General features: G+C 67.4%; 24 protein-coding genes. 16 read left to right on the forward strand and 8 right to left on the reverse strand.

All coding sequences use genetic code 11. The annotated features are described in order from the left end of the window. Positions 1-49: 49 nt before the first annotated feature. Both ctrA and O3305_RS21755 read right to left on the reverse strand, forming a co-directional pair. Complete coding sequence (ctrA, locus tag O3305_RS21750; RefSeq protein ID WP_184169970.1) at positions 50-763, reverse strand: response regulator transcription factor CtrA; 714 nt, start codon at positions 761-763, stop codon at positions 50-52. A gap of 152 nt (positions 764-915) precedes the next feature. Next, complete coding sequence (locus O3305_RS21755; protein WP_269574404.1) at positions 916-1848, reverse strand: LysR family transcriptional regulator; 933 nt, start codon at positions 1846-1848, stop codon at positions 916-918. A 99-nt stretch (positions 1849-1947) separates the two neighbouring features. Here O3305_RS21755 and O3305_RS21760 point away from each other — a divergent pair, with 99 nt between their 5' ends. Continuing rightward, positions 1948-2646 carry a pirin family protein gene (locus O3305_RS21760; protein ID WP_269574405.1) on the forward strand — a complete coding sequence of 233 codons (699 nt, stop codon included), beginning with the start codon at positions 1948-1950 and terminating at the stop codon, positions 2644-2646. An 18-nt stretch (positions 2647-2664) separates the two neighbouring features. Further along, complete coding sequence (wrbA, locus tag O3305_RS21765) at positions 2665-3291, forward strand: NAD(P)H:quinone oxidoreductase (protein WP_184169961.1); 627 nt, start codon at positions 2665-2667, stop codon at positions 3289-3291. On the opposite strand, the gene O3305_RS21770 is transcribed toward wrbA, so the two are convergent. Next, complete coding sequence (locus O3305_RS21770; protein ID WP_269574406.1) at positions 3222-3989, reverse strand: M15 family metallopeptidase; 768 nt, start codon at positions 3987-3989, stop codon at positions 3222-3224. The genes wrbA and O3305_RS21770 overlap by 70 nt on opposite strands. Before the next feature lie 155 nt (positions 3990-4144). Here O3305_RS21770 and O3305_RS21775 point away from each other — a divergent pair, with 155 nt between their 5' ends. The 5 genes from O3305_RS21775 (at position 4145) to O3305_RS21795 (ending at position 7632) form a co-directional block, all read left to right on the forward strand. After that, positions 4145-4843, forward strand: a complete 699-nt coding sequence (locus tag O3305_RS21775; RefSeq protein ID WP_269574407.1) for a mannan-binding lectin — start codon at positions 4145-4147, stop codon at positions 4841-4843. Between the two features lie 54 nt (positions 4844-4897). Then, positions 4898-5548 carry an RluA family pseudouridine synthase gene (locus O3305_RS21780; RefSeq protein ID WP_184169952.1) on the forward strand — a complete coding sequence of 217 codons (651 nt, stop codon included), beginning with the start codon at positions 4898-4900 and terminating at the stop codon, positions 5546-5548. Then, positions 5541-5942 carry an alternative ribosome rescue aminoacyl-tRNA hydrolase ArfB gene (gene arfB, locus O3305_RS21785; RefSeq protein WP_184169950.1) on the forward strand — a complete coding sequence of 134 codons (402 nt, stop codon included), beginning with the start codon at positions 5541-5543 and terminating at the stop codon, positions 5940-5942. Before O3305_RS21780 ends, arfB begins: the two co-directional genes overlap by 8 nt. A 70-nt stretch (positions 5943-6012) precedes the next feature. Beyond that, a complete protein-coding gene (msrC, locus tag O3305_RS21790) occupies positions 6013-6498 on the forward strand; it encodes a free L-methionine (R)-S-oxide reductase MsrC (protein WP_269574408.1) in 486 nt (161 codons plus the stop codon). Positions 6499-6612: 114 nt separating this feature from the next. Beyond that, entirely contained in the window at positions 6613-7632 is a 1020-nt protein-coding gene (locus O3305_RS21795) for an RcnB family protein (RefSeq protein ID WP_269574409.1), read from the forward strand. A gap of 353 nt (positions 7633-7985) precedes the next feature. On the opposite strand, the gene O3305_RS21800 is transcribed toward O3305_RS21795, so the two are convergent. Both O3305_RS21800 and O3305_RS21805 read right to left on the reverse strand, forming a co-directional pair. Next, entirely contained in the window at positions 7986-9257 is a 1272-nt protein-coding gene (locus tag O3305_RS21800; RefSeq protein WP_269574410.1) for a M20/M25/M40 family metallo-hydrolase, read from the reverse strand. A gap of 178 nt (positions 9258-9435) precedes the next feature. Further along, positions 9436-9891, reverse strand: coding sequence for a universal stress protein (locus tag O3305_RS21805; RefSeq protein ID WP_269574411.1), 456 nt, complete (start codon positions 9889-9891; stop codon positions 9436-9438). A gap of 130 nt (positions 9892-10021) precedes the next feature. Here O3305_RS21805 and O3305_RS21810 point away from each other — a divergent pair, with 130 nt between their 5' ends. The 8 genes from O3305_RS21810 (at position 10022) to O3305_RS21845 (ending at position 17021) form a co-directional block, all read left to right on the forward strand. Continuing rightward, positions 10022-11326 (forward strand): pyruvate dehydrogenase complex dihydrolipoamide acetyltransferase, encoded by a 1305-nt coding sequence (locus tag O3305_RS21810; RefSeq protein ID WP_269574412.1) that lies wholly within the window; start codon positions 10022-10024, stop codon positions 11324-11326. A 17-nt stretch (positions 11327-11343) separates the two neighbouring features. Continuing rightward, positions 11344-11568 carry a hypothetical protein gene (locus tag O3305_RS21815; protein WP_269574413.1) on the forward strand — a complete coding sequence of 75 codons (225 nt, stop codon included), beginning with the start codon at positions 11344-11346 and terminating at the stop codon, positions 11566-11568. Continuing rightward, a complete protein-coding gene (locus O3305_RS21820) occupies positions 11561-11959 on the forward strand; it encodes an acyl-CoA thioesterase (protein WP_184169929.1) in 399 nt (132 codons plus the stop codon). The genes O3305_RS21815 and O3305_RS21820 overlap by 8 nt, the downstream gene beginning before the upstream one ends. Positions 11960-12000: 41 nt before the next feature. Beyond that, the gene (lpdA, locus tag O3305_RS21825) at positions 12001-13398 is read left to right on the forward strand and encodes a dihydrolipoyl dehydrogenase (RefSeq protein WP_269574414.1); all 1398 of its coding nucleotides are present in this window, start codon (positions 12001-12003) and stop codon (positions 13396-13398) included. 63 nt (positions 13399-13461) lie between these two features. After that, positions 13462-13830, forward strand: a complete 369-nt coding sequence (locus O3305_RS21830; RefSeq protein ID WP_269574415.1) for a hypothetical protein — start codon at positions 13462-13464, stop codon at positions 13828-13830. A 13-nt stretch (positions 13831-13843) separates the two neighbouring features. Then, positions 13844-15253, forward strand: coding sequence for a hypothetical protein (locus O3305_RS21835; protein WP_269574416.1), 1410 nt, complete (start codon positions 13844-13846; stop codon positions 15251-15253). A gap of 75 nt (positions 15254-15328) precedes the next feature. Further along, positions 15329-15673: a DUF3140 domain-containing protein gene (locus O3305_RS21840; protein WP_184169916.1), complete on the forward strand. Its 345-nt coding sequence runs from the start codon at positions 15329-15331 to the stop codon at positions 15671-15673. Positions 15674-15773: 100 nt separating this feature from the next. Then, on the forward strand, positions 15774-17021 hold the full coding sequence (locus tag O3305_RS21845) for a dienelactone hydrolase family protein (RefSeq protein WP_269574417.1): 1248 nt from the start codon (positions 15774-15776) through the stop codon (positions 17019-17021). Positions 17022-17159: 138 nt separating this feature from the next. Here O3305_RS21845 and O3305_RS21850 read toward each other — a convergent pair whose 3' ends face one another. Then, positions 17160-17615: a GFA family protein gene (locus tag O3305_RS21850; RefSeq protein WP_269574418.1), complete on the reverse strand. Its 456-nt coding sequence runs from the start codon at positions 17613-17615 to the stop codon at positions 17160-17162. Between the two features lie 101 nt (positions 17616-17716). Between O3305_RS21850 and O3305_RS21855 the strand changes: the two genes are divergently transcribed. Beyond that, positions 17717-18316: a DUF4142 domain-containing protein gene (locus tag O3305_RS21855; RefSeq protein WP_269574419.1), complete on the forward strand. Its 600-nt coding sequence runs from the start codon at positions 17717-17719 to the stop codon at positions 18314-18316. 65 nt (positions 18317-18381) lie between these two features. Here O3305_RS21855 and O3305_RS21860 read toward each other — a convergent pair whose 3' ends face one another. After that, positions 18382-18870, reverse strand: coding sequence for a bactofilin family protein (locus O3305_RS21860; protein WP_184169905.1), 489 nt, complete (start codon positions 18868-18870; stop codon positions 18382-18384). 5 nt (positions 18871-18875) lie between these two features. Next, complete coding sequence (locus tag O3305_RS21865; protein WP_269574420.1) at positions 18876-19442, reverse strand: hypothetical protein; 567 nt, start codon at positions 19440-19442, stop codon at positions 18876-18878. Between the last annotated feature and the right edge of the window lie 125 nt (positions 19443-19567).

The raw sequence follows: 19567 nt of genomic DNA on the forward strand, positions 1-19567 counted from the left end.
CCGCGATCCTTGCGGACCGCGGCCTCTTCTACCCCCGTAGAACTTGTCGTCAGGCAACCGCCGAGATCGGCTCCTGCTCCTCGGCGCCGTCCGGCTCGCGCAGGACATAGCCGCGGCCCCAGACGGTCTCGATGTAATTGTCGCCCTCGCAGGCCATGCTGAGCTTCTTGCGCAGCTTGCAGATGAACACGTCGATGATCTTGAGCTCGGGCTCGTCCATGCCACCATAGAGGTGGTTGAGGAACATTTCCTTGGTGAGCGTCGTGCCCTTGCGGAGCGAGAGCAGCTCCAGCATCGCATATTCCTTGCCGGTCAGGTGCACGCGGGCACCATCGACCTCGACCGTCTTCGCGTCGAGATTGACCGCCAGCTTGCCGGTGCGGATGACCGACTGGCTGTGGCCCTTCGAGCGGCGGACGACCGCATGGATGCGGGCGACCAGCTCTTCGCGGTGGAAGGGCTTGGTCACGTAGTCGTCGGCACCGAAGCCGAACGAACGCACCTTGCTGTCCATTTCGTTGATGCCCGACAGGATCAGCACCGGCGTCTGCACGCGGGCGACCCGGACCTTCTTCAGAACGTCATACCCGTGCATGTCGGGCAGGTTCAGGTCGAGCAGGATGATGTCGTAGTCATAGAGCTTGGCCAGGTCCAAGCCCTCCTCGCCGAGGTCCGTCGTATAGACGTTAAAGCCCTCGGTCGTGAGCATCAGCTCGATCGCCTTGGCAGTGCTCGGCTCGTCTTCGATCAACAGCACGCGCATCGTCAAAGTCCCCTTGCCCGCAGGCTGCCTTGCCCCAATGAAAGGCATGCCTCGGACGATTCATTAACCTAAGCGTGTCTGAAGGCAAAAGGTTAATTTCTTCCTAACCGGCCTGAGTCCACGAGTCGTAGGGAATCTACCTACACGCGGACTCAGCTCGCCATCAGAGTCGAGTCCCTTATAGAGGGGCAGACCTTCCGCAGATGCTGATCGAGATAATTTATTAACGCTTCCACGCGGGCGGGGCGCAGCGTGCCGGGCGGCGTTAACAAATGCAGCGCGGCTGCGCTGACCGACCAGTCCTCGAGTACGGCCTCGAGCTTGCCGCTGCGCAGTTCGTCGCCGATCAGGAATTCGGGCAGGCGGGCGACGCCGAGGCCCTTGCACAAGGCCGGGATCATCGCGTCGCCGCTGTCAGTGCGGATGGGTCCGTCGACGCGCACCGCGGCTTCCTCGCCTCCCGCCTTGCGGAAGCGCCAGAGCTCCGGCGTCGCGGTGTTGGTGTAGACGAAGCAGGCATGGTGGGCGAGGTCGGCCGGGTGGCGCGGGCGGCCGGCCCTGTCGAAATATTCGGGTGCGCCGACGATATGCGTGGTCACCGGGCCCAGGCGCCGGGCGCGCAGCGAGCTGTCGGGCAGCTCGGCGATGCGCAGCGCGATGTCGATCCCCTCGCCGACGATGTCGATGAACGCGTCGGACAGGCGCAGGTCAATCTTGATCGCCGGGTGGAGCACCATGAAGTCAGAAAGGATCGGCGCGAGGTGCCGGATGCCGAAGGTGAGGGGTGCCGCGACGCGGACCAGCCCCGCGGGCGCGCTCGCCGATTCAAAGGCCGCCTCTTCCGCCGCCTGTCCTTCGCTCAGGATGCGCTGAGCGTTCTCGGCCAGGCTGCGGCCGCTGTCGGTAAGCGTCAGACGGCGCGAGGTGCGGTGGAACAGGGTCGTACCCAGACGGCTCTCGAGCCGGGTGATCGCCTTCGATACGGTTGCCTTGGAAACCGCCAGCGCATCGGCGGCGCCGGAGAAGGAACGGTGTTCGACCACCGCGGCGAAAACGGCCCAGGCCTCGAAGTCAGGTAGCTTCATTCCGCATGCCTATCACGGAAACGATTGGTTTCCTACGTTTCCATTTACGGCGTGATCCGCCGCCCTATCTTCCTGCTCAACACAGGAGGTTCACACCCCATGATCGACAAACGACCCTTTGCCAGTCTCGGCCATGCAGATCATGGCTGGCTCAACGCGCGGCATCATTTCAGCTTCGCGGACTATTACGATCCGAACCGCATGAACTGGGGGGCGCTGCGCGTCTGGAACGACGACGAGATCGGCGCCAACAGCGGCTTCCCGCCGCATCCGCACCAGGACATGGAGATCATCACCTATGTCCGCTCGGGTGCTATCACCCACCAGGACTCGATGGGCAACAAGGGCCGTACCTCGGCCGGCGATGTCCAGGTGATGAGCGCCGGCAGCGGCGTGCGCCACGCCGAGTACAACCTCGAGCCCGAGACCACGCGGATCTTCCAGATCTGGATCATGCCGCGCGAGCGGGGCGGCCAGCCGAGCTGGGGCGCCAAGCCTTTCCCCAAGGGCGATCGCTCGGGCAGGTTCGTCACCCTGGCGAGCGGTTTTGCCGACGACAATGACGCGCTGCCGATCCGGGCCAATGCCCGGGTGCTGGGCGCGACGCTGAAGGCCGGCGAGAGCGTCACCCACGAAGTGGGCGACGAACGCCATGCCTATCTGGTGCCCGCCATCGGCTCGATCGAGATTGACGGCGAGCGGGTGGATGCCCGCGATGGCGCCGCCCTGAGCAGCGGCAAGACCTACACCATCACCGCGATCGAGGACGCCGAAATCGTCCTGGTCGACAGCGAATAACAAGGAAGGGAAGCAACCATGTCCAAGATTCTCGTTCTCTACTACTCGTCCTATGGCCACCTCGCGAAGATGGCTGACGCCGTTGCGGAAGGCGCTCGCAGCACCGGCGCCGAGGTGGATGTCCGCCGCGTGCCCGAGACCGCGCCGTTCGAAGTGGCGCAGGCCGCCGGCTTCGTCGCCGATCACAGCCATCCCGTGCTCGAGGACGTCAACGAGCTCGCCAATTACGACGGCATCCTCGTCGGCTCGCCGACCCGGTTCGGCCGCATGTCGAGCCAGATGGCGAGCTTCTGGGATCGTGCCGGCGGCGTCTGGTACCAGGGCCTGCTGAACGGCAAGGTCGGTGGTGCCTTCACCTCGACCGCCACCCAGCATGGCGGCCAGGAGACGACGCTCTTCTCGATCATCACCAACCTGCTGCACTTCGGCCTCACCGTCGTCGGCCTCGACTATGGCTTCCAGGGCCAGGGCGGCGTGAACGAAGTGAAGGGCGGCTCGCCCTATGGCGCGACCACCATCGCCGACGGCGACGGCAGCCGCCTGCCCAGCGAAGTCGAGCTTGAAGGTGCCCGTTATCAGGGCCGCAAGGTCGCCGAGCTGGCCAACAAGATCGCGGCTCCCCACCGCGAGACCGAAACCGCGTAATTCCCCCCTCCTGGCGCGGTTTCGCCGGACGGCGGCTGGACGAATGGTCCAGCCGCCGTTTTCGTATCTGCGCGCGGCACGGCGGGCAAAGCGGGAAAGCTCGCCCGGGCCGGTGCGAAGCGGGCGCGGGCGGCGGATGCGCCGACCCAGCGCCAGTGCCAGGGCTCCCAGCCCACGCCCTGCTTGTTGCCGGCCGGAAAGGATAGCTCGAAGCCAAATTCGGGCGCGCGGCGCATCAGCCATTGCCCGCCCGGCGTAAGCGCAAAGCATTGCTCGACCGCCCGGCAATCGCCGCCCCTCTGGACGAAGTCGATCGCGTAGCCGGTGGCATGCTCGCTATAGCCCGGCGGGGCGACGAAGCGCGCCCGCAGCGCCGCCACAGCGTCGCAATTGCCCGCGCCGGCGCAGAACACCCGGCGCTGGTGCTGGATCGAACGGAAGCACGAGATCGCGCCGAGCTCTATCCCTTCGGCACGCGCGGCGGAAAGCAGGCGCTCGACATCGAACACCGCATCGCGCGCCATCATGCATCCCGGCAGGCTGGGGACGGGCAGCAGCGCCGCGGCTTCCAGCTCGCCATAGGGAAGATGGTTGAACAGCCGGGTTGCCGATGCGGTGGCTGGCGGCGCCGCCACGTCTTCCTCGGCGTGGGCCGCCAGGGGCGCGAGCGAGAGCAGGATCAGGGCCGAAAGACGCATAAGCAACCTCACGACGCTGCCGGAAAAGGGCATCGTCGTTCAAACGCCGTTCAAGCGAAAAGGGTCACGCAACCAAGCGCATTTCTGAATCGTTGCGCAGCTGTCTCGATCGGGTCAAATATCGACCCTAAGTTGCAGCCAGGGGAGAATGAACCATGCTCGCAAGAATTTCCTGCCTCGCCTTGTCCGCCGCGTTGCTGGCCGGCACCGCCGCATCGGCTGCTCCGGCGTCCAAGCCGGCCGCGCCCGCCGCGATGCAGCGGGTCGACGGCAACAATGTCGGTCGTGTCCGCCACAGCGGCGGCGGCGCCTTTGTCGAGACGCGTCCTGGCCGCTGGGTCGAGTTCGCCGATGACGGCACGCTGATCCACCGCTTCGACGAGACCAACCGCAACCGCGACGCGGTCAACCTCTACGATCCCTCGCGCGGCGCCCGCGTCCGGCTCGACCTGCGCGGTGGCGTGATCTCGGGCATTCCGCGCTCCGGCGGCCCGCGCCTGCTCTATCGCATCACCGATCTCGATCCGCGCCGCTCCAATGGCTGGGGCGACAGTGGCGGCTGGGGTGAAGGCGGATGGGGCCGTCCCGGTGGCGGTCGCCCGGGGGGCGGTGGCAACTGGGATCGCCCCGGCGGCGGTGGCGGTAACTGGGATCGTCCGGGCGGCGGCAATGGCGGCGGCTGGGGTTCTGGCGGCGTGATCCGCGACATCGAAGTCGGCCCGATCTGGAACCAGCGCGACGCCGAGACCAAGTGCCGCGACACCGCCCGTAACATGCGCGGCGAGTGGACCGGCAACTGGCGCACCACCGTCCAGGGCCGCCAGTCGGTCTGCTCGATCCGCTTCCAGCGCTGATCGAAACCTGCACCACCGCTGGCGCTTCGGCGCTGGCGGTGGCATGGGCGGGCGATGTTCAAGGATCGCGTGCTCTTCATCGATGGCGAAGCTCTGGTGATCGACAAGCCCGCCGGCTTGCCGGTAGATCGCCCACGGGACCGGAGCGAGAGCCTCGAGGACCTGCTCGACCAGCTCACCTTCGGCTTCCAGCGCCTGCCGGTCCCGGTCCATCGGCTGGACCGCGACACCAGTGGCTGCCTGTTGCTCGCCCGCAACCCCAAGGCGATGAAGCGCTTCTCCCAGGCCTTCGAGGCCGGGGCAGTGGCAAAGCGCTATCTCGCCATCCTCGACGGCGAGCCCAAGGAGGACAGCGGCACGATCGACCTGGCGCTGTCCAAGGTCTCCACCCGCGAGGAAGGCTGGCGGATGGTCGGCGATCCCAAGGGCAAGCCCTCGATCACCCGCTACAAGGTGATGGAGCGCAAGGGCGGCAAGAGCCTGGTCGCCTTCTATCCCGAGACCGGCCGCACCCATCAGATCCGCGTGCATGCCGCCGAGGGGCTGGGCGTGCCGGTGCTTGGCGATCCGGTCTATGGCCGGGGCGGGCCGGCGATGATGCTCCATGCGATCGAGCTCACCGTGCCGCGCGAGGGCAAGGACGACATCCACGCCACCGCGCCGCTGCCGGTGCGCTTCCACAATCTCGGCTTCGGCCGTGGCTGAGATCCCCGACGAGGCGATCGTCGAGGAGAAGTTCCTCGCCTCGACCGGGCCGGGCGGGCAGAACGTCAACAAGGTGGCGACCGCGGTGCAGCTGCGGATCGACGTGTTCCGGCTTGGGCTGGCGCCCTATGCCTATCAGAAGCTCAAGGTGCTCGCCGGCACCAAGCTGACCAGCGGCGGCGAGCTGGTGATCACCGCCCGCAAGTTCCGTACCCAGGAAGCCAATCGCGCCGATGCCCGCGAGCGGGTGCTGGAGCTGATCCAGAAGGCGCATGAGCGCGACGCGAAGCGGATCAAGACCAAGCCGAGCAAGGCGGCCAAGGCCCGGCGGGTGGACGAGAAGAAGGGGCGGAGCCAGGTCAAGGCCGGGCGGGGCAAGGTCCGGCTGGACTGAGTTCTCCCCCTCCCTTCCAGGGAGGGGAATCTGGCTGGCGGTTCGGCGTGTTCCGACCTACATCGCCCCCATGTACGCCTTCGACATTGAAACCACCGACAAGACCGAGCTCTACCGCGACCTCGCCGCGGCGCTCGATTCGCTGACCGCCGACGAGCCCGATGCGATCGCCAACATGGCGAATGTCTCGGCGCTGATCTGGCAGTATCTGCCCGACCTCAACTGGGCGGGCTTCTATCGCAACGTCAACGACGAGCTGGTGCTCGGGCCGTTCCAGGGCAAGGCGGCCTGCATCCGCATTCCGTTCGGCAAGGGCGTGTGCGGTGCCGCCGCCACGACGCGCGAGACCCAGCTGGTCGAGGATGTCCATGCCTTTCCCGGCCATATCGCCTGCGACGCGGCGAGCCGTTCCGAGCTGGTGGTGCCGATCGTCGTGCAAGGCGAACTGATCGGCGTGCTCGACCTCGACAGCCCCAATCCGGCACGGTTCGATGCCGGCGACGCGGCGGGTTGCGAGGCGCTGATGCGGATTCTCGGTCCCCGCCTGGTCGGCTGACCCGGATTGGGACTCCGTTAAGCATAGGCAAAAGTGGCGCCGCCCCCGCGCGGGGTTTAATTCTTCGTCAACCATGGGAGCAACGCGGGCTCCGGCATGGCGAAGGAGTTCAATATGCGTCACCTGATCAAGCCGGCCCTGATGGCCACGGCGCTGCTGGCAACCCTGCCGGCGGCCGCGCAGGTGACGTCCCCCGGACCGAGCTGGGGTGGCAGCGGCGGGCCGATCCCGGCACCCGGCGGCAGCTATGGCCGCAACGTGCCGATGCCGCCGCCCCCGCGCGTCTCGCCCAATACGCCGCACATGCCGAATACGCCGCCGGTCGTGCATGGCGGCCCCGGCGTGCCGACTGCGGGACCGCGCGTCTGGCAGAATGGCCGCTGGATGGCATTGCCGGCGCGGGGCCCGGTCAAGAACAGCCAGCATGCCGGCAATCGCTGGGGCAACCGGATCGACGGCCGCTGGTATGCCGGTGCGCAGGCGCCCGGCGGCTGGAACGCCTATCGGCGCATGGGCCGTGGCCATCACCTGCCCAATTACTGGATGGGCAGCGGCTTCCGCATCCCGGACTATCTGAGCTGGGGCCTGGCCGCGCCGCCCTACGGCTATTTCTGGGTGCGCTATTATGACGACGCCGTGCTGGTCGACGGCCGCGGCGACGTTTGGGATTCGGTGAGCGGCATCGGCTGGGACGACGGTTATGACGCCGGCGCCTGGGCCGATTCGGGCGGCAGCTATTCCAGTTCCTACAGCTATTCGAGCACGGGCGCCGGCTATCGCGAGCCGATCCAGCCCGTCGATCCGAACGATTATTATGACGGTTACTCCAGGGGGAGTCTGCCGCCGGCTGGTGCGATCGGTGCACCGCCGGCGGCACAGGTCCAGGGCTATTACGGCTCGGGCCAGGCCTATTATGGCGGCGGCTACCAGGCCGGCGCGGCCTATTATGGCGCGCCGGTCGGCACGACCGTGATCGTCATCCCGGGCGCGACCACGACCACCACCACGGTGACCGAGGAAGTGATCGAGAGCCGCGCGACCTATGTCCGCTCGGCCGCGCGCCGTGTGGTGCGCAAGGCGCCGGTGCGGCGCTACCGCGCGCCGGTGAAGTGCTGCGTCTGCGGCTGCCGCTGAGGCTCCAGCAGCGCATCGGGCGCGACTCGCCAAAGTACACGAAGTACAGGCCAAGAGCGGGTTTTCGGGCCCGCAATTTTGACCTTCTCCACGGGAATGCGCCGCATCTCGCAACATAGTTGCGCGAGCGTGATCCTATTCTTCCTGCCGGGTCAAAGAGCGGCCGGGTGGTGATCCGGCTGCGCCAGCCCAGCAGGCGAAATCCTACATTGCAAGGCCGTACCTCTACCTCCGTCATGCTGAACTCGTTTCAGCATCCAAGGTGCGGCGGGCGACATCGCTCGATGGAAGAGGCTGTCGCCCGGCCCAACCTTGGACCCTGAAACAAGTTCAGGGTGACGGTGGGAAGGGATTTAGCGTCCGCGTCCCCCGAAGGTCACCAAACTCTCCGCCCCGTCCGCGCCGATCGACGACACGCCGACAAAGCTGTCGTCGACGATCACGCCCTTCAGGCTCGCCTCGGTGCCGGTCACGTCGAGATGGTCGGTCCAGTCACGCGCATCGGCGCGGCGCCAGTGGATGCGGTACTTCACCGCGCCGGGCACCGCTGCCCATTTCACCGAAGTATCCGATGCGAGCGCGCCGCCGATCGTCACCTTGTCCGGCGCGGCCGGTGCCGCGGCGAGGCGGCGGATCGTCGCGACGTTCACCGCGGTGACCTTGGCGAGATAGGGGAAGTCCATCTTGTCGACCGTGTCGCCCTTGCCGGGGACGAGGTCCTGATGCTGGGCGTCGTAATTCTCGATGCCTACCGAGAAGCGGATTGCCGGATAGCCGAGCTTGTTAAACGGCGTATGGTCGCCGCCGCGCCCGAACCGGTCCGGGCGGCGGACCAGGAAGGCGTCGAGCCCGCCCGGGATGGTGCCGGCAACCTGGTCGACCGCCTTGGCGAGCGCGCGCGAGGGGCCGTCATCCTCGCCGCCATCCGCGCGCAGGCCTTTCAGTGTCTTGGGTTCGTCATTCTCGCCGAACGTCTCGGAGAAGACACGCACCCGGTCCGCGACCTTGCGGCCGTCGGTGCCGACGGTGTTGCCGACGATGTCGTTGTTGAGCACCGCGGTGACCGTCCAGCCGCGCTCCTTCGCCGTCTCGGCGAGCAGTTGCCCGCCGAACAGGCCCTGTTCCTCGCCGGAGAGCGCGGCATAGACGATGGTCGCGCGGAATTTCTGCTTCGACAGGATGCGTGCGGCCTCCAGCACCAGCGCGACGCCCGAGGCGTCGTCATTGGCGCCGGGCGCGTCGGCGGTGGCGTTCATCACGTCGGTGACGCGGCTGTCGATATGGCCCATCACGATGACGACTCGCTTGGGATCGGTGCCGGCCTGGAAGCCGAGCACATCGACGATCTGAACGCCGTTCGGCGCGCGATCGCCGGTGAAGCCACGGGCGATGTTCGCCACCTCGATGCAATTGCACTGGTCGCCGAGGCGCGCGAGCTCGGTGGCGAACCAGCGCCGGGCGGCGCCGATGCCACGCGTGGGATTGTCGGGATCCGAGAGCGTGTGGCGGGTGCCGAAGCTCACCAGCTTCTCGACCGACGCCTTGAGTCTAGCCGGGTCCGGCTTTTCCTGGGCCTGGGCGGGGAGGGCGATCAGGGTGAGCGGAGCGAGGGCGAGGATGCGCATGGCCGTGGAGAGTGGCGGGGGATTTGGGGGTGGTCAATCACCCCGTCACCCCGGCCTTGTGCCGGGGTCCACTGCGCCGCACCGGATGCACTTGAGCCTCTTGTCCGTGGTTCGCCTCTCGGTGGACCCCGGCACAAGGCCGGGGTGACGAATTAGAGGGCATCGCTCCGATCAGTATTCAACTCAGCCGGTCGATCGCGTCCATGTCGAGCCCGCCCGGAATCACCATCAGCGGCACCGGCAGCTTGCCGGCGTCCGAGCCGGAAAAGTGCGTCACCATAGGTCCCGGCGGGCCACTCGCCGCGGCACCGAGCACCAGCGCGGCGATGTCGCGATTGGCGGCGATCATCTCGTGGACGATCTTCGGTCCGTCGCCTTCGCGCACCGTGATCGAGGGCTGGAGCCCCGATTCGGCGAACAGGGTTCCGGCCGCGCGGGCGACCAGTGCCTCGGCGCGTTCGCGGGCTTCTTCCTCGATCGTGGCCATCACGCCGCCCCATTGGACGAAGTCGGGCTTGGGAATCAGCGCGAGAATTTCGACGTTGCCGTTCGTCTTCACGGCGCGGCGTGCGGCGAAGCGCAGGGCGATTTCCGCCTCCGGGCTCTCGTCGATCACCACCAGATAGGTACGCATGGAAGGTTCCTCTTGGTCGTGCGTTACGTGCCCCGTAGCGTCATTTCCTGCAAGCGCGTCTCTTGACCCGGGGCGGGGGCGGCGCAAAGAGGGCCCGAACCTGTTCAGGGCTCCAACGACGGGAACCTTCATGTCGATCGAAATCAAGATGCCTGCGCTTTCCCCCACCATGGAAGAGGGTACCCTCGCCAAGTGGCTCGTGAAGGAGGGCGATACGGTGAAGTCCGGCGACCTCATGGCCGAGATCGAGACCGACAAGGCCACCATGGAATTCGAAGCGGTGGACGAGGGCGTGATCGCCAAGATCCTCGTCGCCGAGGGTACCGACAATGTGAAGGTCGGCACCGTGATCGCGATCATCGCCGGTGAGGGCGAGGACGCCTCGACCGCCGCGGCTGCGCCGGCCCCGGCAGCTGCCCCGGCTCCAGCCGCTGCCGCCGCTCCGACTCCGGCCGCCGCGCCCGCGCCCGCGCCGACTCCGGCTCCCGCCCAGGCCCAGGCCGCTTCGGGCGACCGCGTGAAGGCCAGCCCGCTCGCCAAGCGTATCGCCGCCGAGAAGGGCGTCGACCTGTCGGGTGTCGCCGGTTCGGGGCCGAACGGCCGAATCGTCAAGGCGGACGTCGAGGGCGCCAAGCCCGGCGCCGCGCCGGCTGCCGCTGCACCGGCCGCTTCGGCTGCTCCCTCGGCTGCTCCGGCTGCCGCTGCCGCCCCGGCCGAGCACAAGCCGGTCTGGTGGGACGAATCGATCCCGCACGAGGCCGAGAAGCTCTCGAACATCCGCAAGACGATCGCGCGCCGTCTAACCGAGTCGAAGCAGACCGTCCCGCACATCTACCTCACGGTCGATATCCGCCTCGATGCGCTGCTCAAGCTGCGCGGCGACCTGAACAAGGCGCTCGATGCCCGCGGCGTGAAGCTGTCGGTCAACGACCTGCTGATCAAGGCGCTCGGCGTGGCGCTGGCCCAGGCACCGAAGTGCAACGTCACCTACACCGGCGAGCAGCTGATCAAGTACAGCCGCGCGGACGTGTCGGTCGCGGTCTCGACTCCGACCGGCCTCATCACCCCGATCATCCGCGACGCCGCCAACAAGGCGGTCTCGGCGATCTCGGCGGAGATGAAGGATCTTGCCGGCCGTGCCCGCGAAGGCAAGCTGAAGCCGGAAGAATATCAGGGCGGCACCGCGTCGCTCTCGAACATGGGCATGTTCGGCATCAAGCAGTTCGAAGCGGTGATCAATCCGCCGCAGGGCATGATCATGGCGATCGGCGCGGGCGAGAAGCGTCCGTACATCGTCGATGACGCGCTGGGCGTGGCCACCGTGATGTCGGCGACCGGCAGCTTCGATCACCGCGCCATCGACGGTGCCGACGGTGCCGAGATGATGAAGATCTTCAAGGAGCTGGTCGAGAATCCCTTCGGGATGATCGCCTGAACCGGAGGGCTGCGCCGATGCGCGTGCTGATCGAAGTGGTGCATATCGTGATCGGGCTGATCGCCGCGGCGTTGATTTCCGCGGCGGCGGCCTGGTCCTATCCGCGCGCGACCGGGGACATCTGGCTGGTCGGCTATGCCTGCATGATCGCGGTGGTGCTGATGGGCATCGGCCCGGTGCGCAAGGCGTTCGCGGCCGACAAGGCGAAGCTGGCGGGCACGGAGCCGCGCGTCGATGGTTGAGCAGGGCGCCGAGCAGCCGAAGACCCAGCCGGCGATTCGCGTCAGCACCATGCCGGCCGACGCCAATGCCTATGGCGACATCTTTGGCGGCTGGCTGATGGGCCAGATGGATCTGGCCGCCGGGCTGGTCGCCGCGCGCCATTCGCGCGGGCGGGCCGTGACCGTCGCGGTCGAGGGCATGAAGTTCCACGCGCCGGTATCGGTCGGCGACGAAGTCTCGGTCTATGCCGAGATCGTCAAGGTCGGCCGCACCTCGATGACGATCGAAGTCCAGTCCTGGCGCCGTGCCCGGCATTCGGAAGAGAGCTGCCTGGTCACCCAGGCGCAGTTCGTCTTCGTCGCGGTGGACGCGAACAAGCGGCCCCGGCCGCTCGATGAAAATGCGGGCTGAGGCCCCTATATCCACACAAACCCAATTGAAGGATTCCTCCCTTGGCTGACACCTATGACGTGATCGTGCTCGGTTCGGGCCCCGGCGGTTATGTGGCGGCGATCCGCGCCGCGCAGCTGGGCCTCAAGACGGCGATCGTCGAGCGCGAGCTGCTGGGCGGCATCTGCCTCAACTGGGGCTGCATCCCCACCAAGGCGCTGCTCCGCTCGTCCGAGATCTTCCATTACATGCAGCACGCCAAGGACTACGGGCTGGTTGCCGAGAAGATCAGCGCCGACCTGGAAGCCGTGGTCAAGCGTTCGCGCGGCGTCGCCAAGCAGCTCAATCAGGGCGTCACGCACCTGATGAAGAAGAACAAGATCGCGGTGCACTTCGGCACGGGCGTGCTGACCGCGCCGGGCAAGCTGACCGTGACCGCCGAGGACGGCAAGAAGACCGACATCGAGGCGAAGAACATCATCGTCGCGACCGGCGCCCGCGCCCGCGACCTGCCGTTCGCCAAGGCCGACGGCAAGCGCATCTGGACGTACCGCACGGCAATGACGCCGCCGGAGATGCCGACCAAGCTGCTCGTCATCGGCTCGGGCGCGATCGGCGTCGAGTTCGCCAGCTTCTACAACGACATGGGCGCCAAGGTGACCATCGTCGAGATGCTCGACCGGATCGTGCCGGTGGAAGACAAGGACGTCTCCGCGCATCTCGAGAAGCAGTTCAAGAAGCAGGGCATGGACATTCGCACCGCGACCGGTGTCGAGAAGATCGACGTGACGGGTTCGGGCGTGAAGGCTTCGATCAAGGGCAAGGACGGCAAGGTCACCGTCGAGGAGTTCAGCCACGTCATCGTCGCGGTCGGCATCGTGCCGAACACCGAGAATATCGGCCTCGAGACGCTGGGCGTGAAGACCGAGCGTGGCCACATCATCACCGACGCGGCGTGCAAGACCAATGTCGCCGGCCTCTATGCGATCGGCGACGTCACCGCGCCGCCGTTCCTCGCCCACAAGGCAAGCCATGAGGGCGTGATCGCGGTCGAGGCGATTGCCGGCAAGCATCCGCACGCGATGGACGTCCGCAACATCCCGGGCTGCACCTATTGCCACCCGCAGATCGCGTCGGTCGGCCTTACCGAGGCGAAGGCCAAGGAAGCCGGCTATGAAGTGAAGGTCGGCAACTTCCCCTTCATCGGCAACGGCAAGGCGATCGCGCTGGGCGAGACCGAGGGCTTCGTGAAGACGGTGTTCGACGCCAAGACCGGCGAGCTGCTCGGTGCGCACATGATCGGCGCGGAAGTGACCGAGATGATCCAGGGCTACACGATCGGCAAGACGCTGGAGACCACCGAGGCCGAGCTGATGGAGACGGTGTTCCCGCACCCGACGATCAGCGAGACGATGCACGAGGCGGTCCTCGGCGCCTACGGCCGCGCGCTGCACATCTAAGCGGCCTTCACGCTTTGTTGGAGATCTCCTGCCATGTTCCCCGGAACTGGTGGGAGATTCGGCATGCGTGCCTTCAAGCTGATCCTTTCGCTGCTGCCCCTCGTCTATATCGGCGGGCTGCTCTTCTATTTCACCGGCTTCAGCGGCTGGAGCGAGGGACCGCTGGCCTCCGGCCTGGGGCCGACCGTGCTCGGGCTCGGCGCGATCGGGTTGCTGTTCTGCATCCCGCTGGTCATCCGCCTGCTCAAGCTGACCATCACGCCGCGCGGCCCCAACCCGGGCAAGGGCATCGATCTGCCGGAGGAGCCGGCCTTCGACGCCGATGCCGCGCTCGCTCGCTATCTGGCCCGCAAGGCTGCCGGGCAGGGCAGCGCCGAGATCCCGCACGCCGAGGATGCGCCGCGCCCGGTGTTCGGCCGCAAGATCAGCTAGGGGCACTGGTTTGATGCGCGTGTCGCCCGCGATCCGGGCGGCGCTCGCCGCGCTTCTTCTCTGCCTTGTCATGCTCGCGCTGTTCTGGCCGGGCGTCGCGATGTTCGACAGCCTCAACCAGTATCAGCAGCTGCTCTCGGAGCGCTATGACGACTGGCACCCGCCGGCGATGGCCCGGCTCTGGTCGCTGTTCCACGGACTGGGCTGGGCCGGCCAGGCGCCGATGTTCCTGCTGCAGATGCTGCTCTACTGGACCGGGCTCGGGCTGGTCGCCGCCGCACTGGCCCGGCAGGGCGCCCGGATCGCCGCGGGGGCGGTGCTGCTGCTCGGCATCTGGCCACCGATCGCGGGCTGGCAGGTCGCGGTGCTCAAGGACGGCCAGATGGCGGGGGCGCTGCTCGCCGCGGTCGGGATCGCCTGCTGGTGGCAGTTACGGGATCGGCCCATGCCGCGCTGGGCGACCGCGCTGGTCATATTGCTCCTGCTCTACGCCACGCTGGTGCGGATCAACGCGGTGTTCGCCACGGTGCCGCTTGCCTTCGGGCTGCTGGGTACCGGCGCGTGGCGGCCGGTGCGGCACGGGGCGCTGATGCTGGTGGCGATGATCGCCGTGCTGGCCGCGATGCCCCTGGTCAACCACGGCCTGCTGCGCGCACAGCCCAGCGATGTCGGGCGTTCGCTGCCGATCTACGACCTGGCGGGCATCGCGCATCATGCCGGAGCCGGGGCGGTGCCGGTGCTGTCGGCAGCGACATGGGACAAGGCCGAGGCGCAAGGCTGCATCCGGCCGCTGCTCTGGGATCCGCTGGGCGACCGCTGCGATTTCGTCGCGGACGGGCTGGCACGGGCGGCGCCGGGCGGCAAGCTGACCGGCGTCTGGGTCGGCACGATTGCCCGCCACCCGCTGGCCTATGCCGCGCATCGGCTGGCGCATTGGAACGCGACGATGCGCTGGCTGGTGCCGTGGCGCTACCCGCTCGCCGAGCCGCAGGCGGGCAGCGAGCCGAACACGCTGGGCCTCGGTTCGCCTTCCCCGCGGATCGAGCCCTTCCAGCGGCTGGCGGGCGGGCTGGCCGAAAGCCCGCTCGGCGCGCCGATCCTCTGGCTGGTGGGGGCGCTGGCGGTGGTCGCGCTGGCCCGGCGCCGCGACGATGCGCGCAGCCGGCTGGCCACGACGCTGGCCCTGTCCGCGGTGCTGACCGAGCTCGCCTTCCTGGTGATCAGCGTCGCGGCCGATTATCGCTATCACCTCTGGGCGATGCTCGCGACCGGGCTGGCGATCGCACTGGTGGCGGGTGCCGGGCTGCCGCGACGCGGGCTGGGCATTGCGCTGGCTGTGATGCTGCTGGTCGGCGGGAGCGGGCTTGCGGCGCGGCTTATGCTGCCGCCAGTGGGGGAAACTTACACCGATGCGGCTGGATAAAATCCCCGCCCGAGGAAACTCCGCGATAGGGCTAACCGTTACGCATGGGTAACATGACGATAACGGAGAAGCGGGTTGGCAGAACGCGACGACCACGAGACAGTGTGGCGCAAATTCCATGAAGTGGTGAACATGGCCCCGGCCGAAATAGAGGAATGGCTCGAGACGGCGGAGAGTCGAAAGGTTGGTCAGAAGCGCGATGGCGCGGAGAGCATCGGCCATGCTTCGGGGCGGCGCATCGTCGGTATCCTGCGGACCGACAAGGAAGACCTCGACGGCGGCGACTATGCCCATATGCGCAAGGTGATCGGCTTCGTCGCCCGCCACCGCGCCCAGGGCCCGCATGAGGATTATCGCATCCCCACCTCGCGCTGGCGCTATTCGCTGATGAACTGGGGGCACGACCCCATGAAGGAATAGGCCGATCGAGCAATAGGGCGCGCGCAAGCCACGTGCTTTGGTACTAACGTGGTCATATTTATGGTATAGACATGTGCTGTCCCGCGATTAGGGTGGCGGCATGTCCAGCATCGCGATCCGCATCCTCCTCGCCGCCACTGCGCTGACCCCGGCGCTCGTTGTTCCCATGGCGCCGGTCGTGGCGCGCAATGTCCCCGCGGCAGCGCCGGTCGCGGGCATCGAGGCCTGGCTGGCGAAGCCGGAAGCCGAGCGCTCACTGAACGATCCTGCGCTGGCCCGTCCGCTGAACCGTACCGATGCCGATCGGGCGCTTGCCCTGCTGGGTGCCGAGCGCATGCGCGCCGTCTCGGCCAGTGCCGCCGAAGCGGTTGCCGCCAAGCAGATCACCATCGGTGACAAGACGCTGAAATGGGAAAGCAAGACCTTCGGCAATGCCGCGCCGGGCAAGCGCAGCCTGTGGATCTCGATGCATGGCGGCGGCAATGCCGAGCCGGCGGTGAACGACCAGCAATGGCGCAACCAGATCCGCCTCTATGAGCCGGCCGAGGGCATCTATCTTGCCCCGCGCGCGCCGACCGATACCTGGAACCTCTGGCACGAAGGGCATATCGATCCGCTGTTCCAGCAGCTGATCGACGCGCAGGTCGCGATCAACGGCGTCGATCCCAACCGCGTCTATCTGATGGGCTATTCGGCGGGCGGCGACGGCGTGTGGCAGCTTGCCCCGCGGATGGCGGACCGCTTCGCCGCCGCCGCGATGATGGCGGGCCACCCGAATGAATCCTCGGTGCTCGGCCTGCGCAACCTGCCCTTCGCGATCTTCATGGGCGGCGCCGATGCCGCCTATGACCGCAACAAGATCGCCGCCGACAAGACCGCCGAGCTCGACCGGATGCATGCCGCCGATCCGGCCGGCTATGTCCATATGTCGCGCATCTATCCGGGGCTGCCGCACTGGATGAACCGCAAGGACGCCGAGGCGCTGCCCTGGATGGCCGGCTTCACCCGCGATCCCTGGCCGAAGCGCATCGTGTGGCTCCAGGACGATGTCACGCATGACCGCTTCTACTGGCTGCACATTCCCGATGCGGCGGCGGCCAAGGCCGGCGACACGATCACCGCGTCCGTCGAGGGCCAGACCATCACGCTCACCGGCGCCGTGCCGGCGGGCACGACGCTGCGCCTGTCCGACCATCTGCTCAATCTCGATCGCCCGGTTAAGGTGATCGTCAACGGGCGCACCGCCTATTCGGGCAAGGTCGCGCGGACCGGGCTGGCGATCGAGCAGTCTATACGGGAGCGGGCGGACCTGACTTCGGCGGCGACTGCGGTGCTCAAGCTGGGGTGAGGCTGCCTGGTGGTGGCTGATGTAGCTGCTCCCCGGCGAAAGCCGGGGCCCAGGGTTTCTCTTCCGTCTCGCTTGTTACCTTGGACCCCGGCTTTCGCTGGGGAACTACAAGGTCTGACATGGCGCGAGCACGGGGCGCTATAGCCCCGCCGCATACTCCTTCGTCAGCGCATCCCAGTCATTCCAGTCCGGGTTACCTGCATAGCTGCGCTTCGCGCCGGTCTCGACCCAGGGGAGCTTCTCGTCGGTCGAGGTCTCGAGGAACGGCCGCGCGTCGTCCGGCGTGTCGAGCATCGTCGTGCGGACATTGACGAACCAGTCGACACCCTCGGCGCGGGTGAACACCCAGCTCTTGCAATGGTCGCAATGGAAGTGATGCGCGACCGGGCCGTGCAGGCCGCCGATCACCGGCACGCCCTGCGTTACTTCAAAGGCGTCCGCCGGCACGGTCAGGGTTAGCGAGAAGGCGCTGCCGGTCATCTTCTGGCAGCCGGTGCAGTGGCAGGCGCTGGTGAGGAAGGGGGCGGCCGTCACTTGGAAGCGCAGCTGGCCGCAACGGCATCCACCCTCGTGTGCCTGGTTCCAGTCGGTCATTCCCCTGCTCCTGTGTCGATTCGCCGCATTGCGCCGTCCTAGCCGGAACGGCGCCCTCAGGCCCGCGTTACTTTCCTCCAAAAGAACAGGAGGATGCCTGCATGAACAGATACTTCTTCGCGCTCGGCCTGGGGCCGGCGTTCGCGTTGGGCGCCTGTGGCGGCAGCGAACCGGTGACCACGGTGGACAATATCGTCGCGACCGACACGATCATCCCCGAGAACAGCATCGATACCAATGCCGCCACCGGTACGCTCAACGAGGCAAGCGGCGCTGCGGTGATGACCGGTCAGACCTTCGCCGACACCGCCGGTGCCAGCGATGCCTATGAAGTCGCGGCGGGCAAGCTTGCGGCGCAGAAGGCGAGCACGCAGGCGCTCAAGGATTTCGGCGGGATGATGGTCACCGCCCACACCGGGTCCACCGCCAAGCTCAAGGTCGCCGGGGCGAAGGCAGCGCCGGCGATCGTGCCGAACGCAAAGCTCAGCGCCGAGCAGGAAGCCAATCTCGCCACGCTGCGCGACACCACCGGAGCGGATTTCGACACTGCCTACAAGGCGCAGCAGGTCGTCGCGCACGAGAAGACGCTGGCGGCGGTGCAGGACTATGCGAAGAACGGCACGGTGCCGCAGCTCAAGGCCTTCGCCGCCGAGATCGCGCCGGTCGTCCAGCAGCATCTCGACAAGATACGCGGGCTCTAGAACGCGAAAGGGGCGCGCTCCCCCCGGGAAGCGCGCCCCTTATGTCCCGCGAAAAGCCGGTGGGCTTATTCGTTCGCCGCCGCCGCGAAGGGCGAGGGCGCAGCCTCGACCGGGCGGGGCCCCGCCGGCGCTGCCGGAGCCGCTGCCTGGACGGTGCTCATATGCTTCAGGCGACCGTCGATATGGCCGCCATTCTCGATCGTGATGTTCTCATATTCGACATCGCCGGTGATCTTGGCCGAACGCTCGATGGTGAGCTGGCGCACGCGCACCGTGCCTTCGATCGCGCCGGCAAGGCGGGCGGTCTCGGCAGTGACGTTGCCGAAGATCTGGCTCTCGGCGCCCTGGGCCAGGCTGCCGCAATGGACATCGCCCTCGATGCGGCCGTCGATATGCAGGTCGGCGGTGGCGGAGACATTGCCGGTCACCGTCACGTCCGGACCGATCACCGAGAACATGCCGCGCTTGCCGTTTCCGCTGCTCTGCTGCGGCGGGGCCGGCGGCATTGCCGGACGCTCATCCCGATCGCGACCACGATTATTGCTGTTGAACATCCACGCTACTCCCCAAATTCGGAACCCGAATCCCTTGCGATACCTCTAGCATAACGCAGGGAAGCCGACATCGGCCAAAAGCGGGGGCGAAAGCGCGGCGAGCGTTCCAGAGAGGGATTGTCGTTCGCGGCCGGGCAACGGGCGCGGCAAAGCCACGCTGCGCCGAGCATCGTTACGCCGGCGACGAGCTGCGGGATGGGCCCCGCGCCCAGGGCCGCGAGCGTTCCCGCAAGCGCCAGCGGCCCGGCGAATCGCTCGCGAGGCAGCAATGCGAAGCCGAGCGCGGCGGGCACCAGCAGTGCGGCGGCGCCAACCTGCGGCAGCACGACCAGCGGCAGCAGCGTGGCGGGCAGGGCGGCCTTCGCCCGCGAGCCCGGAGGCAGGGCGGTCAGCTGTGCCAGATGCCAGGCCAGGAACCCGGTTCCCCCGGTGATCGCCAGCCCGAACAGCTCCCAGGAAAGCAGCGAGGCGGGGCCCGACAGCACCGGCCCGACCCCGCCGAGCAGCAGAGTCGCGATCAGCGCGGCAAGAGCTGCCACCAAGGGGTTGAATCGGGATGCGTAACGAACCATCTTCTGGGCTCTAGCCCGGCACTGGTTGACGCTCTGTTATCCCGCCGGCCGACTCAGTTGACCCGTCAGCCCCCCATCGCTATAGGCGCCCCCGTCCCACAAGGGACCGGCACGTCCGGTCGCGA

It is taken from the genome of Sphingomonas sp. NIBR02145 (genome assembly GCF_027359115.1).
Classification (GTDB): domain Bacteria; phylum Pseudomonadota; class Alphaproteobacteria; order Sphingomonadales; family Sphingomonadaceae; genus Sphingomonas; species Sphingomonas kyeonggiensis_A.